The 16,494-nt window shown below is 45.3% G+C and carries 16 protein-coding genes; 10 read left to right on the forward strand and 6 right to left on the reverse strand.

The features are described from left to right. Positions 1 to 38: 38 nt before the first annotated feature. Together B9G69_RS10725 and B9G69_RS10730 are read right to left on the reverse strand one after the other, a co-directional pair. On the reverse strand, positions 39 to 827 hold the full coding sequence (locus B9G69_RS10725; RefSeq protein WP_088614006.1) for an SDR family NAD(P)-dependent oxidoreductase: 789 nt from the start codon (positions 825 to 827) through the stop codon (positions 39 to 41). Between the two features lie 7 nt (positions 828 to 834). Beyond that, positions 835 to 1,245 (reverse strand): DoxX family membrane protein, encoded by a 411-nt coding sequence (locus B9G69_RS10730; protein WP_088614007.1) that lies wholly within the window; start codon positions 1,243 to 1,245, stop codon positions 835 to 837. 108 nt (positions 1,246 to 1,353) lie between these two features. Between B9G69_RS10730 and B9G69_RS10735 the strand changes: the two genes are divergently transcribed. Next, entirely contained in the window at positions 1,354 to 2,250 is an 897-nt protein-coding gene (locus B9G69_RS10735) for a LysR family transcriptional regulator (protein ID WP_088614008.1), read from the forward strand. Positions 2,251 to 2,321: 71 nt separating this feature from the next. On the opposite strand, the gene B9G69_RS10740 is transcribed toward B9G69_RS10735, so the two are convergent. The 3 genes from B9G69_RS10740 to B9G69_RS10750 all read right to left on the reverse strand — a co-directional run bounded on the left by B9G69_RS10740 (position 2,322) and on the right by B9G69_RS10750 (position 7,585). Continuing rightward, positions 2,322 to 3,119: a hypothetical protein gene (locus tag B9G69_RS10740; RefSeq protein ID WP_141096848.1), complete on the reverse strand. Its 798-nt coding sequence runs from the start codon at positions 3,117 to 3,119 to the stop codon at positions 2,322 to 2,324. Between the two features lie 422 nt (positions 3,120 to 3,541). Beyond that, complete coding sequence (odhB, locus tag B9G69_RS10745) at positions 3,542 to 4,870, reverse strand: 2-oxoglutarate dehydrogenase complex dihydrolipoyllysine-residue succinyltransferase (RefSeq protein WP_088614010.1); 1,329 nt, start codon at positions 4,868 to 4,870, stop codon at positions 3,542 to 3,544. Between the two features lie 12 nt (positions 4,871 to 4,882). Then, positions 4,883 to 7,585 (reverse strand): 2-oxoglutarate dehydrogenase E1 component, encoded by a 2,703-nt coding sequence (locus B9G69_RS10750; protein WP_088614011.1) that lies wholly within the window; start codon positions 7,583 to 7,585, stop codon positions 4,883 to 4,885. A gap of 149 nt (positions 7,586 to 7,734) precedes the next feature. Between B9G69_RS10750 and gpmA the strand changes: the two genes are divergently transcribed. The 7 genes from gpmA (at position 7,735) to B9G69_RS10785 (ending at position 13,400) form a co-directional block, all read left to right on the forward strand. After that, the gene (gpmA, locus tag B9G69_RS10755) at positions 7,735 to 8,481 is read left to right on the forward strand and encodes a 2,3-diphosphoglycerate-dependent phosphoglycerate mutase (protein WP_088614012.1); all 747 of its coding nucleotides are present in this window, start codon (positions 7,735 to 7,737) and stop codon (positions 8,479 to 8,481) included. A 222-nt stretch (positions 8,482 to 8,703) separates the two neighbouring features. Further along, positions 8,704 to 9,141, forward strand: coding sequence for an Hsp20/alpha crystallin family protein (locus B9G69_RS10760; protein WP_254916709.1), 438 nt, complete (start codon positions 8,704 to 8,706; stop codon positions 9,139 to 9,141). 422 nt (positions 9,142 to 9,563) lie between these two features. Further along, complete coding sequence (locus tag B9G69_RS10765; protein ID WP_088614013.1) at positions 9,564 to 10,373, forward strand: DUF4382 domain-containing protein; 810 nt, start codon at positions 9,564 to 9,566, stop codon at positions 10,371 to 10,373. 24 nt (positions 10,374 to 10,397) lie between these two features. After that, entirely contained in the window at positions 10,398 to 11,285 is an 888-nt protein-coding gene (locus B9G69_RS10770; protein ID WP_088614014.1) for a DUF6635 family protein, read from the forward strand. Between the two features lie 141 nt (positions 11,286 to 11,426). Beyond that, positions 11,427 to 12,662: an imidazolonepropionase gene (gene hutI, locus B9G69_RS10775; protein ID WP_088614015.1), complete on the forward strand. Its 1,236-nt coding sequence runs from the start codon at positions 11,427 to 11,429 to the stop codon at positions 12,660 to 12,662. 110 nt (positions 12,663 to 12,772) lie between these two features. Further along, a complete protein-coding gene (locus B9G69_RS10780; protein WP_254916710.1) occupies positions 12,773 to 13,201 on the forward strand; it encodes a hypothetical protein in 429 nt (142 codons plus the stop codon). A gap of 13 nt (positions 13,202 to 13,214) precedes the next feature. Next, entirely contained in the window at positions 13,215 to 13,400 is a 186-nt protein-coding gene (locus B9G69_RS10785; protein WP_088614017.1) for a hypothetical protein, read from the forward strand. Positions 13,401 to 13,441: 41 nt separating this feature from the next. Here B9G69_RS10785 and B9G69_RS10790 read toward each other — a convergent pair whose 3' ends face one another. After that, on the reverse strand, positions 13,442 to 14,212 hold the full coding sequence (locus tag B9G69_RS10790) for a lysophospholipid acyltransferase family protein (protein ID WP_088614018.1): 771 nt from the start codon (positions 14,210 to 14,212) through the stop codon (positions 13,442 to 13,444). 68 nt (positions 14,213 to 14,280) lie between these two features. Here B9G69_RS10790 and glpK point away from each other — a divergent pair, with 68 nt between their 5' ends. Together glpK and B9G69_RS10800 are read left to right on the forward strand one after the other, a co-directional pair. Then, positions 14,281 to 15,765, forward strand: coding sequence for a glycerol kinase GlpK (glpK, locus tag B9G69_RS10795; protein ID WP_254916711.1), 1,485 nt, complete (start codon positions 14,281 to 14,283; stop codon positions 15,763 to 15,765). 2 nt (positions 15,766 to 15,767) lie between these two features. Continuing rightward, positions 15,768 to 16,457, forward strand: a complete 690-nt coding sequence (locus B9G69_RS10800; RefSeq protein ID WP_088614019.1) for a flagellar brake protein — start codon at positions 15,768 to 15,770, stop codon at positions 16,455 to 16,457. Positions 16,458 to 16,494: the final 37 nt, after the last annotated feature.

Raw genomic sequence — 16,494 nt, forward strand, 5'->3', positions numbered from 1 at the left:
CCCCAAAGTCGCCTTTGGAGGTCGTTCTTGAAAACTGTTTAAACCATCGTTTTTAACAGGCCGCCTTCGACTCGCATAGCGGAGCCCGTGATGGCCGAGGCTTCATCGGAGGCCATGAAAGCTACGACATTGCCGATTTCTTCAGTGCGGATGAAGCGTTGGATAATGGAAGTCGGGCGAGCTGTTTTAAAGAAGCTTTCTTCTACTTGTTTTTCCGTCAAACCGTCTTTTTCAGCCAGTTGTTTTAGGAAAGTTCCAACACCTTCAGATTTCGTCGGGCCAACAAGCACCGAATTCACAGTGACGTTTGTGTGAGCGGCTGTTTCAGCCATGCCGCGAGCCAAGGCGACTTGGGCTGTTTTTGAAACTCCATAATGTATCATCTCTGTTGGGATTTGCAGAGCAGATTCACTCGAGATGAAAATCACACGACCCGCATTCTTTTTGATCATGCGTGGGAAGTAATGACGAGACAATCTCGCTCCCGACATGAAATTTCCATTCCACATTTTTTCCCAGTCATCGTCGGTGATATCGGCGAATTCTTTTGGTTCAAAAATACCAAAGTTATTTACCAGGACATCCACTTCCGGGAAAAGTTCTGTGACTTTTGAAATCCCTGCAGTTGTAGTCAGGTCGGCAGCCACTCCGTGAAGAGAGGCTTTATTGGCACCTGATTTGATAAGTTCGTTAATAGCATTGTTCACGCGCTCTTCCGAACGACCATTGACGATCACATCGAAGCCTTTTTTTGTAAGACTTTGTGCGATGGCGAAACCGATACCAGCAGTGGAGCCCGTGACTAAGGCCAATTTATTTTTTTTCATAAGACACCTATTTTTTTCTGACTAAAACGTCGACTGAATAGTGATTGTAATTAAGGAAGAACAAAACAACGGAGTAAAGTAAAATGTAGATCATTTGAATGCCTACGATCTCCCAATTTTGAATCAAGCAACTGCCTGCCATCAGCACGATCATGACTGCAAGGCCCGCAATAATCGTTGGGAGCAAGAAAACACCGGCGATCAGCAACAAACCAATCGTGAATTCTAGGGGAGGAAGGGCGTAAGCAAACGCCTGAACTGCAAATGTCGGGAGGGGGGCGTCTTTGAAAGTATCCATGATCCATGCGACAAATTTGGAATAGTTCGCACCGAATCTGACCGCGCCGTGGAGGAATATGTTAATTCCCAGGGCGATTCTCAGGATGGAGACTGCTAAATCTTGATGCTTGATGTTCATGCTGGGCTCCTGTTTTCTTAAAACGTGCTTATAGGAGTCATAATAGACCTTTTCTGATGCGGTGATAAGAGGTTGTTTTAAACAAACATATTTTCTAAATTAGAAATAATGAAAATTCAGAATCTTGAAGACATTGTGGCCTTTTTATCTGTCGCGGACGCTCAAGGGTTTACCCAGGCGGCTCGAAAAATGGACATTCCGGTTTCTATTTTAAGTAAACGTGTCGCGCGCTTAGAAGACGATCTTGGAGTTCGATTGTTTCAGCGATCCACTCGAGCTGTTTCCTTGACCGAAGAAGGTAAAACTCTCATTCCTCAAGCGCGTCGCCTGCTAGGGGACATTCGCGAGATGGAAGAGCAGTTTTCTGAAGGTGATGAACTTAAAGGTCCCATCCGAATGACAATGCCATGGGGTTTAACACAAGGCCCAGTCGCTAAAATTCTGACTGATTTCCGAAAAGAAAATCCCGGCGTGGAAGTGGACGTTCACTTTAGTGACACTTACGAGCGTTTGGTAGAATCCGGATTTGATTTGGCGATTCGTTTTTCAACTCTTGAGGACTCTTCGATGATTGCCCGCAGGCTGGGGCCCAACTATCTTAAAATGGTAGCAACCGCTGCTTATTTAAAGCAAAACGGTATTCCGAAAACAGTGAAGGACTTAAAAGAACATCCACTGTTAATGATCGGTGTTCATCGTCATCGTAAATTTATGAAGTCAGGATTGTCGCTGAATGAAATTGCCAACGCCTCTTCAGTAATTTCCAATAACGGCTTATTTTTAACAGACATTGCAAAAGCAGGCGGGGGGATTGCCATCCGCTCGCATTGGGATATCGCCGAAGCCATCCGCAGAAAAGATTTGGTGGAGGTTGTTATTAACGATCGATTGGAATCAGGCAATGATGCCTATATCGTCACACCATCGAATCGTTATATGTCGAAACGTGTTCGTGCCTTGATGGATACGCTCGTTAAAGAATTTCCGAAATTTCTTAAAGAATAATTTGCCCAAAGAAAAACCGCACCATCATTGGTGCGGCTGGGCCTAAATATTTGATTGAAGTTGTCTTGCGATTAGTAGGACGACATCAGTCCTTGGAAGTTTGTGTAGCTTTCAACTTTTTTGAAATCGAATTCACCCTTTTTAGTCAGATCACTGGCGATGTAAGCGATCGATCCCGGGGATTGTGAATTCACTTTCGCTAAATGATAGCCCACGTATTTTGGTGATGTGATCGACATTGTATAGTTGTCGACGATTTCCCACTGAACATTCACTTCGAAATCCATGATCTCTTTGATTTTATCAGTGTTGATGGCGATCAAACCACCTTTAGAGTTTTTAAATTGGAATTCCATTTTATCGACACGCAATGCTTGCCGGATAAAGCTGCCACCATTTTGCAGGTAAGTGCGGCACGCTTCTGACATACCACTATAAACCCACATGCTAAATGCGATTTCATCTAAGTACTCAATGGAAGCGCCCTCAATATGAACATCCAATGTTTTCAATTGAGTGTAGCTGGTTTTTAGTTTGAACAGGGGAGTACCACTCGCAGCCAAAAAGTTTGCATCCATGCCAGCGCTGATCGACATTTTTTTAGAGATCTCTGGCAATTGAGTGGCGACGGATTGGTACAGCTCTGTGCTTGCACCATTATAGGAAGCCGGGAAACATGTTTTTGCTGGAGAGATGATGCGCAGTTGATCCGGAGATCCTGCCAGCAAAGCACCTACACCCACATCAGCTAGTGGCTGTTGAAAAGGTATGTAACCCTGATCAGCAATAAAGTTTTCATACGTAGATTTCGGACTGCATGCAACCATGCTCCCGAAAACCAAGCTCACCAAAACTAATTTTACGCCCATAGAATCCATCATGTCCTCCCGACGAGGAAAACTATCGGCCGGAAGTTTGACGACTTTAGTCTGGGTGTTTTTGATCAAAGTTTTTACACTTCAGATCTAGCTGCAATTGATTGCATTTGAAGAACTCGCGGCAGTCAAAGTTTGAAAAGTTGATTACTCGTTGGATGAAATATCTGGAATAGGCACCTAAGTACTCAACGCATGCAAGTGATCTTCGTAAAAATATTTTTTCGAATGTGTGATCTAAGTAGTTAACGTTCGAATTCTTGAAACTCACCAATCCAAACAAAAAGGTACGTCCTTACTTGTGCAGGTAAGGACGTACCTTTAAAAAGAAAAGCCCCGCTTGTGAGCGGGGCCTTAAATATTTTTGCGCTGCTTCTGCAAAAAGTGGTAGGCACCTTTTGCATTGGCCCGAATTTTTAAACCTCTAGAAGAAGTCTTTCTGGATCTTCTACAAGCTCCTTGATCTTAACAAGGAAGCTGACGGCTTCTTTACCGTCGATGATTCTGTGATCGTAAGTCAACGCCACGTACATCATTGGGCGGATTTCAACTTTGCCATTTACTGCCATCGGGCGATCTTGGATTTTATGCAAACCCATGATTGCTGATTGAGGGAAGTTTACGATCGGAGTGGAAAGCAATGAGCCGAATACACCGCCGTTTGTGATGGAGAATGTGCCGCCACCCAAATCATTTGGAGAGATTTTGCCATCGCGGCCTTTCGTCGCTAAATCACGGATCGCAAGTTCGATACCTGCCAAAGACAAAGTATCAGCGTCTTTAACATTTGGAACCATTAGACCTTTTTCCGTCGATACCGCGATACCGATGTTGTAGTAGTTGTGGTATTCGATATCAGTTCCCACGATCCATGCGTTTACCGCTGGGAATGCTTTCAACGCTTCGACAGAGGCTTTCACAAAGAAACCATTGAAACCAAGGTTCAAGCCGTATTTTTCTTTGAACTTATCTTTGTATTTCGCACGAAGCTCCATAACTTTCGTCATGTCGATTTCGTTGAAAGTTGTCAAAAGCGCTGCAGTGTTTTGCGCTTCTTTCAATTTTTCAGAAATACGTTTGCGGATCGTCGTCATGGCAACAAGTTTTTTGTCGCCTTGTTTTGAAGGACCCGTTGCAACCGGCACTACCGTCGGAGCTGCTGCTGGTTTAGCAGGAGCTGGAGCTGCCGCTGGCGTCGGTGCAGAAGGAGCTGCCGCAGGAGCTGGAGCCGCGGGAGCAGCTTGGTTTGCCGTGCCCGGAGTTGCCGCAAGAACATCCCCCTTCGTCAAACGACCGTCTTTACCAGTGCCTTGCACTTGGTTTGGATCGATTAAGTTTTCACGAACGATTCTTTGAACCGCTGGAGAAAGGTTTGGATTTGATTCGCTAGCGGCTGCCTGTTGAGCTTGCGCTGGAGAAGCAGAAGTTTGAGCCGCTGGAGCTGCAGGAGGCGGAGGAGGAGTTGCACCTGCCGCAGGAGCCGGAGCCGATGCGCCTGCTTTTGCATCCGTATCAAGAGTTGCGACTGTAGCACCGATCAAAACAGTGGCACCAGCTTCGTTACCTGGAAGGATCGTCAGAACGCCGTCGTTTTCCGCGACAACTTCAACGCTCGCTTTATCAGTTTCAAGAAGCATCAATACGTCATTGCGCTTTACGAAGTCGCCAGATTTTTTAGTCCAGCTGCCGATCGTCGCCTCGGTGATAGATTCGCCCACTGCGGGAACTTTAATCTCTTGTTTCATGTTGCTTATCCTTTAGCTAAAGATGCTTTTAATAATGTCTGCTTGTTCCGCTTTGTGTCTGTGGATTGAGCCCACCGCTGGGGAAGCCTTTTCAGGTCGACCCGCGTACTCAAAGCGAAGTTGCAATCCAGCTTTTTGAACCACTTCAATGAACTTGAAGTAAACATGTTGGAATGCACCCATGTTTTTTGGCTCTTCCTGGGCCCAGATAAGTGTCTTAGCGTTAGGGTAACCCTTAAGCACTTCAGCCACTTGACGAGCAGGGAATGGATAGATCTGCTCAAGACGAACCAGAGCGATGTTTTCCTTTTTAGATTTTTCTCTTTCTTCCAAAAGTTCGTAATAGAACTTACCGGAAACAAATACCACTGTATCGACTTTGGATTTTTCAATTGTATCTGCAAGAACCGGTTGGAAAGAACCATTTGCCAAATCTTCGATTGGTGAAACAGCTTTTGGATGTCTCAACAAAGATTTCGGCGTCATGATTACAAGCGGTTTTCTGTAATCGCGAACCACTTGGCGACGAAGCGCATGGAAGATCTGTGCAGGCGTCGTTAGGTTGCACACTTGCATGTTGTACAAAGCGCAGCTTTGCAAGAAGCGCTCAAGACGTGCCGAGCTGTGCTCTGGCCCTTGGCCTTCGTAACCGTGCGGAAGTAACAACGTCAAACCTGACATTTGTTGCCATTTGGATTCAGCAGCAGCGATGTATTGGTCAATCACGATTTGTGCGCCATTGACGAAGTCACCGAACTGAGCTTCCCACATAACCAAAGAATTTGGATCTTGAACTGTGTAACCGTATTCGTAACCCATCACGCCGTACTCAGACAGAATAGACTCTGCCACCAAAAGTTTTGCTTTCGGATTTGTATCAGCCAGAGGGAAGAATGCTTTGTTTGTTTTTACATCGTACATACCCGCATGGCGGTGAGTGAAAGTACCGCGAACGCAGTCTTCACCTGTCAAACGAACTGATTTACCTTCAGATAGCAAAGAGCCGTAAGCCAAAAGCTCGCCCATACCCCAATCAACCGGAGTTTTGCCAGAAGCCATATCTTTACGGCTTTCCAAAAGCTTGATCAATTTTGGGTGCGGAGTAAAGTCAGCAGGATAAGACGCTGCTTTTTCGCCAATCTGTTTCAATTTTGTTAAGTCAAAGCCCGTGTTCACTGGCTTATCAGCATCTGCTTCGACACCTTTACGAAGACCTGCCCAAGCGCCTTCGAACTTAAAGTTTTTAAGCTTCGGTGGAGACTTTTTCGTGTCTTCAAAAATTTGTTGCAAGCGATCCATCGCGCCTTGGTAAAGGCCGTCGGCCGTTTTCTGATCAACAGAGTTTTCGCCGGCCAATTTTTGAGCATAAAGTTCACGCACCGTTGCGTGAGTTTTGATCAGATCGTACATCAAAGGTTGAGTGAATGCTGGTTCGTCACCTTCGTTGTGACCGTACTTACGGTAGCAAATTAAATTTAGAACAACGTCTTTATTGAACTGTTGACGATAGCGAAGAGCGATATCCATACCACGAACGCATGACTCAACATCATCGCCGTTCACGTGGATCACTGGAGTGAACGTCATTTTAGCGGGATCAGAGGCATAGCGAGTGGAACGTGTATCTTTAGAGCCTGTAGTGAAGCCAACTTGGTTGTCGATGATGATATGGATCGTACCACCTGTTGTGTGCGAATGAACGCCAGCCAATTGCAAAGTCTCTTGGATGATACCTTGACCTGCGAAAGCCGCATCACCATGAACTAAAACGCAGACAGCAGATTTTCTGTCGCCCCCGTTTTGGTCTTGAGCTGCGCGAGCAATACCCAACGCCACTGCATTCACAGTTTCCAAGTGAGAAGGGTTGTAAGCCAAAGTGGCCTTAACAGTAGAACCGTTCGCCGCTTTCTTTTCAGCTTTATAACCCAAGTGATATTTTACGTCGCCGTCGAAGTCTTCGACAGGTTTTTCAAGTTCCAATGGACCGTTGAAATCACCGAAGACGTATTCCTCTGATTTGCCGAAGAAGTTCACCAGCATATTTACACGACCACGATGGGCCATACCCATGTGAATTTCTTTGATACCTGCTTGAGAACCACGGTCTACCAAAGTATCCATCATCGGCAAGATAGAATCAGCACCCTCGACAGAGAAGCGCTTTGTTCCCACGTAACGTGTGTGAACGAATTTTTCCAAAGTTTCAGCTTTCGTTAAAGAAGCTAAAACGTTTTTCTTTTCATCAACGGAAAGCTTAAATGATGGAGTTTCAAACTCCTGCACCAACCATTTGTATTCAGCAGCTGCTGCATCAGAAGCTTGAAGTGCGATTTTACCGCAATAAGCTTTTTGCAAGTGTGCGATGATCTCAGACAAAGAGGCATTTTGTTTGCCAACGATAGCGCCGATCTGGAATTTCGCACTCAAGTCTTTGTCGCCGAGACCGAAAGTTTTCAGATTCAATGCTTCGCTAGCGGTTGGTTTGTAAAGTGGGTTCAAATCCGCTTCAAGATGTCCTTGAGAACGGTAGGCTTGAATCAACTGAAAAACAGAAAGCTCTTTGTCAGACATTCCGAATTTGCCTGATTGAGCAAATTCAACACCTTCAAAAAAACTTCTCCACTCGGGAGCTAGTGTTTCAGGTTTTGCTTTGAAGTCACCATAGAGGGCTTCAATGTATTCAAGATTTGAGCTGTTGATACCATTGTTGTTCACGAAATTCCTCACTTTGAGCAGGCCCTTGTTTTTTCCAAAATCTCGCGCGTTTGTAACGTGTTAATGCGTAGCAAAAATCGAGAGTTTTCATGTTCAAGGATGCACGGTCATGTTAGCTCTTATTTTATTGAAAATGAAGGAGTTTAAGCGTGTATAAGTTGGTGCTAATTAGACACGGTGAGAGTGTTTGGAATCAAGAGAATCGCTTCACAGGTTGGCAAGACGTTGATCTTTCCGAAAAAGGTCGTGCCGAAGCTGCAAAAGGAGGCAAATCCCTCAACGACAAAGGCTTCAAATTTGACGTGGCCTATACTAGCGTTCTTAAACGTGCGATCAAAACCCTCAATTTCGTTTTGGACGAGATCGATCAAGTGTGGCTTCCTGTCCACAAAGATTGGCGCTTGAATGAACGCCACTATGGCGCACTTCAAGGTCTTAACAAGTCTGAAACTGCGGCCCGTCATGGCGAAGAGCAAGTTAAGATCTGGCGTCGTAGCTACGATGTTATGCCACCTGCTATGGAAAACAATGATCCACGTCATCCTTCGCACGATCCGCGCTACAAAAATGTGCCCGCAAGCCTTTTGCCTAGCACGGAATCCCTAAAAGAGACGGTGGCTCGCTTCCTGCCACTTTGGAACGAAACTATTGCTCCTAAAATTAAAACGGGCCAAAAAGTATTGATCGTGGCCCACGGCAACAGTTTGCGTGCATTAATGCAACATCTTGAAAACATGACACCCGACGAGATCATGGGCGTGAATATGCCAACGGGAATTCCCCTGGTCTATGAACTTGATAAAGATCTAAAAGTGATTGGCAAAGAGTTTGTCGGCGACCCAGACGAAGTAAAGGCAGCTATGGAAGCTGTCGCAAATCAGGGTAAAGCCAAGTAGAGCCATAACTGGCTTTCAATTAAAGTAGTTAACAAAAAATAAGTTTAAAAAAGGGGGAATTCGAAAATTCCCCTTTTTTTTAAGCCTGCCTTGACAGTTTTCTGATCGATTCCATATTGAGTGTGAGAAGTGATCCGGAAGCTTCCTCGACTGTAAGCACTCCAGCTTTGCTGGAGGAGATATCTGCATAGCAGAGTTTAACGTTTATATTAGGAGGATTTTATGTCAATGCGTTCATTATCACCATGGTCAGCTCGTCGTCCCGTAGGCAGCGACATCTTTAATCAATTTGAAGAACTTTTTAACCAATTCGATCGAGGATTCACTCCTGCGGCTCGAGAGACAATGGATTTTTCTCCTTCAGTAGACATTGAAGAAAAAGAAAACGCCTATATCGTAACAACGGATTTGCCGGGTTTCAAAAAAGAGGACATAAAAATTGAAATGGCAGACAACGTTCTGACAATTTCAGGCGAAAGAATTAAAGAAGCAGGAGACAAAAAATACTCTGAGCGTTCTTACGGCAAATTCCAAAGAACTTTCAGTCTGCCAGTCCACGTGGCTGCAGATAAAATCGAAGCCGCCTACAAAGACGGAGTGCTTGAAGTGACTCTGCCAAAAGCAGAAAACGCAAAAAGCCGTTCGATTAAAGTTCAATAAATAGAAGGTATAAACTCGCTGGCCTCGACAGGGACTTATCGGTTTGAGGTTATCGAGGTTTGGCCCGCCATCGCTTAGGTGGTGGCGGGGTATTTAGCTAAAATTTGGGGTTGGTAAGACAGGTTCTTGAACTTTCCTCCAGGGGCTACCTCTCTAAAATTTTCCTTCCGCAGTTCGTTTTTCTGTTTCTTCCTTTCCCTTCTTCGACTCTTTTTTAGCCTCGAAGTTTTCCGAGAATCTGCTTTATCAACTCCCAAGTTTTAGCTAAATACGCCTCGATTTTTTCGAGGCGTAATGTTTTTAAAACTGGCTAAGTTTTTGTCACCCTCTCGAAATGACTGACTCAAGAAGAGCGAAATTAGCTACCTACAAAATCTTGAGGTATCGTGGTTGAAGTGTTTCGTCGTTCACCAGGAGGGTGTATGAGTAATTTCCTATCTAAGATCACGGTGACAGCAGGGATGGTTTTTGTCGGCGCCTGCAGTCCGCAATCTGTTTCCAACTCTGCGTCGGTTGGGTCGTCATCATTGAGTGTAGATGCCTCAAAACAGGCCGCTGTGAGTTTCAAATTAGTGGATGCTCCTAATAAGGAAATAAAATCTGTGGTCGTAGATATCGATCATCTTGAAGTCCTTGTTGCGGGGGCTTCAAAGTCGGGCCGTCTGCAGTTAGCAAAAGGACTGGGGCCAGTGGACCTTCTTAAATTGCAAAATGGGGTGAGCTTGCCTTTGCAAGACATCGTAGCTCCAGATGGTTTGCAGATTCAGCAGATTCGTTTGATTTTAAAAGACTCGGGTCACTATATCGTGAAAGAAGACGATTCGATCTGTGAATTGAAAACTCCAAGTGCGCAAAAAACAGGAGTGAAGATCATCCTCACCAATAAGGTCCAGTTCGAAGCAGGTCACCAATATAACGTCACAGTGGACTTTGATGCGAATAAGTCGGTAGTTCTTCAAGGGAACGGCGGATGTCTGTTGAAACCAGTCTTGAAGCTGATTTCTGTGACAAAGCAGGAATTGCCAGAAGTGATCGATCCTCAACCAACTGTTTCACCTTCACCAAGCGCAAGTCCCTCTCCTGCGGTCAGTCCTTCCCCATCGCCAGAACCACCGGTTGAGATCATAACAACACCGGATGAAAACGATTCGTCGGGTGATGGTTGGGATTACACTCCAATCGTTGATGGACAAGAGCCCATTGTCGATGAAAGTCAGTTGTCAGAGCTTTAATTTAACGGAGCATCTTTGAATAGCATGGATAAAAACATCATCTTAGGCACCATTGACGAAACTCTTGAGGAACATTTCGCAAATAAAAAAGAAGAAGTGACGGGATTCGTTCACCGTCACTTCGGTCTTCAGGAAGCTTTGAAAATTCAAAAACAGTCATTGGCATTAGACTTGGTTTACTACCCACTGAATACCCTGTGGTCGGTTCCATATCTTACCCTTAAAAAAGTAGCAGAGACTTTAGATAAGCTTGGGTGGGGACGTGCCAACAAGCTTGTTAAACATATTCCTGCAAGTTTTAAAACGCGTTATCAAAAATCTGCGGAAAGAATATTACTGACAGAACTTTTAAATAGTTCACAAGCCGACGTCTTTGCCTCGTTAGAGGCCAAGCTGCATTTAAGACGTTATTTTTCGGGGGCAGAGTTCGAAGACTTGCAAAGAAAAGTTTCTGCCGTTTATACCGAAGAGGTCGATAAATTTTCTTCGGCTCAGGTGTTAGTTACGGACCTGATCGCGACTTTTCTGACGGTCTGTGCTGGAAAACTTTTCTTTCACAATAGCTCTTTGGGTGTGGCAGGAATGGGCTCAAAGATCGCACGAAAATTTGCCAATGATGATGCCGCTGAACGATTCTTTCTGGGAAAAAAAGCGGGCTCTGCGTTTTACAGCGTTTTCCCCGTGGCTCCCACGCAAACACAAATATACATGGCCACGATTGGTATAGGACTGCTATTGACGGTGATGAGTATCGCGGTTGCTGCTTTTAGTGATCCCGTGCGAAAGTCTTTGGGTATTCAAGACTACAAATTGCGGGGATTGTTAACCTCTCTGGAGCAGAATTTATACCAGCTTTTTAAAGAAGAAATTAAATCCAAAGTAAAACGCGAAACCTTTAAAACGGCTGCATAGGGCGGCGGACTTCTGCGTTGTTGCATGGTTTGGCCCTTAGGTAGTTCCCTTTTTGGACTGCAGCGCATTCCAAAAGGGGAACTGTTACCTATAGAAACGACCTTGCGTTGCGTTCCAAAAAGGGAACTGTTACCTTAGGTCATGATTTTAATTCGTGATATTTCGACATTGTTGACGATGGCGGGGGCCGCCGCAAATGAGGGCCGCCGCGTGACTGAGGCTGATTTGGGTATTTCCCAAAGGCAGGCGATTTTGATCGATAAAGGTGTCATCCAATGGATCGGTGCTTCCGGTAAAGTTCCGAAGCAGTATGCGAAGTCTAAAATCAAAGAGGTCAACGCCAAGGGTTTGACTGTGTTGCCCGGATTCATCGAGTGCCACACGCATTTGATTTATGCCGGTAATCGCGCCGCTGAATTTGAAATGCGCAATCAAGGTGTTTCGTATCAAGAGATCGCTGCGAAGGGCGGCGGTATTTTGTCGACGATGAAAAACACTCGTCAATCTTCCATCGCTGAACTCGTGCGCACGGGGCAGGAGCGCATGGATCACTTTGTCTCTCAAGGTGTCACGACGGTTGAAATCAAATCCGGATATGCACTTAACTTAAAAGATGAACTCAAGGTTTTACAAAGTGTGCAAAAACTAGAAGGCGCGCGAACGGTGGCGACTTTCTTGGGTGCTCATGCTTTGCCACCAGAATTTAAAACTTACGAAAGTTATCTGCAACATCTCGGCGACGTGGTTTTACCGCAAGTGAAGAAAAAGAAGCTCGCAAGTCGAGTGGATGTGTTTATTGAAAAAGGCTTTTTCCCGCTTGAGGAATCCGAAAAGTATCTGCGTAAAGCCCAAGCGTTGGGTTTTGATGTTTTGATCCATGCCGATCAAATGACATTGTCGGGTGGTGCGGACCTGGCAGTTAAGCTTGGGGCCTTGTCAGGTGACCATCTTTTGCAAATCACTCAAAAGGAAATCAAAAATCTGGCAAACTCAAATGTCACTTGCGTGATGTTGCCAGCGGCTGACCTTTATACGAAAACAAATTACCCCAAAGCCAAAGAGTTGATCGAGGCGGGGGCTCGCGTGGCTCTTGCAACAGATTTCAATCCGGGCACTTCGCCGACTCAAGATTTGAATTTGGTGGGATTGCTTGCTCGTCTGGAAATGAAGATGACACTGCCTCAAGTGATTGGTGCTTACACCGTTGGAGCCGCTCACGCACTGAACATGCACAAGGAGCTGGGGTCTTTAGAGGTAGGGAAGTCTGCTGATATTTTATGCATCGATCAAAGCTGGGATTGTCTGTTCTATAGCGTGGGGGAGCGTCCTAAAAAGATGGTTTTCTCTCGAGGAAAGAAGATTTACGACAGTCTCTAATGATTCGTGGTGTCAGAAAATTTAAGAATCTTACATAAAATAGTAATTTTTGTTTGAACTCCAAGCGCTTTTCTTTCTAGTCTTGTGTTGTGACCGGGGGGGAGCAACAAGTGAGATCATCATATACGACGTTGATGCAGTCGAAGTATTTTAATCCTGCGTTTAACAGCGCTATCTTTGACGGTCCTGTGCGAATTTACTTCGCTCAGTTTCACGAAGCGTTGGCATTGAAGGTTTACTTCATGATCCAACAACAACTTCCCACTGAAACAGCTAAAGCAAAAGAGGCAGCCAAAGCATCAGGCGCCAACATCCTTGTGATGATTTATCCGACGGCTGACAGTTTCCAGCTATCCTTTGAAAATGCAAAATCCGAAAATCCTCTGGAATGCGAAAAATGGGGAGAAGATGTGGTCATCGGAACACGTGGACCGCTTGAAGATGAGAATTTGCAACTGTTAATCGATACTTTGCGTATGACGATGGAAAACTGGAAGCCAGCTAGTCTAGTTCGTCCTAGCGCTCTTCAAGAACTCTGATATCATTATATACATGAATAAACGCGGTCAGATCGTGGTGGAGTACGTTCTCCTCCTCGTCATTGCTACAGGCGTGGCAGCATTGCTGGTCAGCCAATTAGTCAGTCGTAACTCTGACAATCCCGGCGTATTGACGTCGAAATGGCACTCTATCTTAGTAACGATCGGCGCCGACGTCCCAGACTCCAACAAAAAATAGCCCTGTGAAATAGACCAGATAAAAGCGCTCGCAATAAGTTGCTACAAAAATGGATTGCCGCGTTTGTTGATTTCTTCTTCGACTGCGGCTTGCATGCGTTCCTGGATGTCCTGTGCGATTTCGTGAACCAGTTCGGCGTCATTGACGGCTTCTGGTTTGTACGGCAAATGAATAGGTTCTAAAAAACGGATACGCCATTTCGCAGGCAAGGGAATGACATTCAGCGGGAGTGGAATGACCGAGCCTTTTAGAAACTTTGTGAATTTTAACTTTTTTAAATTGATGTGCGTTTCTTCTGCTCCCAAGATCACCACCGGAACAATCGGAGAGCCGGTTTCCAAAGCCATGCGCACAAAGCCACGTTTAAATTCTTGCAGCTGATAGCGTTTGGTCGTTGGTTTAAAGTTTCCAGCTTCTCCTTCAGGAAAAATAACAATAGCATTTCCCTTTTTTAGCGAGTTCACGCCGTTTTCATATGTTGCTTCAGTAAAGCCCATTTTTTGCGCGGGAATAGCTGTGGTTTCTGTTAGGAACCAAAAGTGATGAGTTAAAACGCGGGGGACACGTTTACCTTCCTGCTGTACGATGTGGCCCAACAAGAAAGCATCAAAACCAGAATAACCAGAATGGTTTGGAGCGATAACGCAAGCTCCGCGGCGTGGAATGTTCTCGGCCCCTAAGATTTCCATGCGAAAGTATTTACGAAGAATTTCTAGCAGAAAACGTGGAAGCACTCGAAAGATCAAGGTGTCCTTGTCGAGGTTCTTCAATCCGAAGATTTTTTCGTTGGGTTTCTGCAAGAAATTCATCATGATATTTTATGACATTCCACCTTCGCCCAAGGCTTCGGCGGACTGGCCCCCTTAAATTGAGGTAAACTATGTCTTCTACTTTTATCATGGCGATTGATCAAGGAACAACCAGCTCAAGGGTTTGTATTATCAATCAAGCCGGAGGTCTTGTCTCCGAAGCGCGCGAAACATTCAAGCAGATTTTCCCTGAGCCCGGGTGGGTGGAGCATGATCCTGAGGACATTTGGTTCACAACTCAAAGATCCATGCGCCTTGCGATTGAAAAAGCAAAAATCAAAGCTTCGCAAATTAAAGCCATCGGTATCACCAATCAGCGTGAAACCGTGATGGTTTGGGATAAAAAATCGGGTAAATCCGTTTACAACGCTATTGTATGGCAATGCCGTCGTACCCAGGCGCAATGTGAGAAATTAAAAAAAGCAAAAAAAGAAAAAATGATCACTGCTAAAACCGGTTTGGTTTTAGATCCTTATTTTTCCGCCACTAAGATTCAGTGGATCTTGGCGAATGTCAAAGGTGTGAAAGAGCGGGCTCGCAAAGGTCATCTGGTTGCAGGAACAGTGGATACATTTTTACTGTCTCGTCTAACTCAAGGCGAGTCTCATAAAACAGATGTTTCAAACGCCTCGCGCACGATGCTGATGAATATTCACACGGGGTGGTGGGATGAGGACTTAACAAAGCTTTTCGGAATTCCGGAATCGATGCTTCCTGAAATTTGTCCTTCCAATGCCGATTTTGGAGTGACTCGGGGCTTGGGCTTTATGCCGGATGGAATTCCCGTGTGTGGAATTTTAGGCGATCAGCAATCCGCACTGTTTGGACAAGCTTGTTATGATTTGGGCGATTCAAAATGTACATTTGGAACGGGCAGTTTCTTGCTTTTAAATACCGGCAAAAAAGCTGTGAAGTCTAAAAACAGATTGTTAACAACGATTGCATGGAAGCTGAAAGACGGTGACATGACGTATGCCCTTGAGGGTGGTGCTTTCGTGTGCGGAGCCGCAGTTCAGTGGCTGCGCGATGGCTTGGGATTGTTTGAACAGTCTTCGGAAATTGAGTCTTTGGCAAAAACCGTGGATACCACAGATGGCGTGGAGTTCGTGCCTGCACTAACAGGTTTAGGTGCACCCCATTGGCAACCGGATGCTCGCGGGGTGATCTGCGGTTTGACTCGTGGGACGACGAAGGCGCACATTGCGCGTGCAACCCTCGAAGCGATGGCTCTGCAAAACGTCGACATCCTTGTCACGATGGAAAAAGACTTAGGCAAAAAGCTGAAAGCAGTTCGCGTCGATGGTGGGGCTGCGGCGAATGATCTGTTGATGCAAATGCAAGCCGACTATACGGGTGTTAACGTCATTCGCCCAAAAAATCTTGAAACAACTGCCTTGGGTGCAGCCTTTATGGCGGGGCTGGGGTGTGGTTTTTGGCACGATATGAATCAAATCAAAAAGATTTGGAAAACCGATAAAGAATTTAAAGTGAAAATGGTTTCTAAAGAACGTAAAGCCCGCATGGTTCGGTGGGCCGAGGCCTTAAGCAGAGTTTAGATATGAATCAATTGGGTCAAAACATCTTTAAAAAGGTTCCCGTGTCGGAAAAGAAATTTCTTTTCCGCGAGCTTGCTCATGACAAAGTCCAAATCTCTGTCAAAGGGGACGATGATTCGTTTTTTAATTTGATTGCTATGCAAACCGAGCGCGACGAGGACCTGCTTTGTCATCACACTTCGAACTCTAAGATGTTCGATAAGAATCAGTCTGTCGTCGTGAATTTTATGTTCAAAAATGAACGCTATTTTTTTAGAACTGACTTGGTGTTTTCCACAGGCTGGGCCCATTTAAGAATTGATGGGGATTTGTTTCAACTTCAAAGACGCGCAAATGCGCGGATTGATCTTCCCCAAAAGTACGATGCGGTTTTCAATCTCATGCAGCACAATTCCCATAAGTTTTTCATCGACTGCAAAATATTGGATGTCAGTGCTGGCGGGTTAAGAATCGCGATGGCAAATGACATCCCAGCTTTCAAGGAGGGCGACACTGTGCGTGGCACGATGCGCTTGGGTATTCGCCGTCCCATCGAGTTCGATCTCGAAGTTCGGTTCGCTCAAAACAAAGATGGGATTCAAATTGCAGGGATGCAGTTTAAAAATATCGACACTCGCATGGAAAGTCGTCTGCTGAGTTTAATGGTTGATCTCCAGCGAGAGATTTTCATTAAGTATCCGTCACATAAATAATATTAAAAAACACTCCACATCGTTCGTCACTCCACCC

This window comes from Bdellovibrio sp. SKB1291214, assembly GCF_002209355.2.
Taxonomy (GTDB): Bacteria; Bdellovibrionota; Bdellovibrionia; order Bdellovibrionales; family Bdellovibrionaceae; genus Bdellovibrio.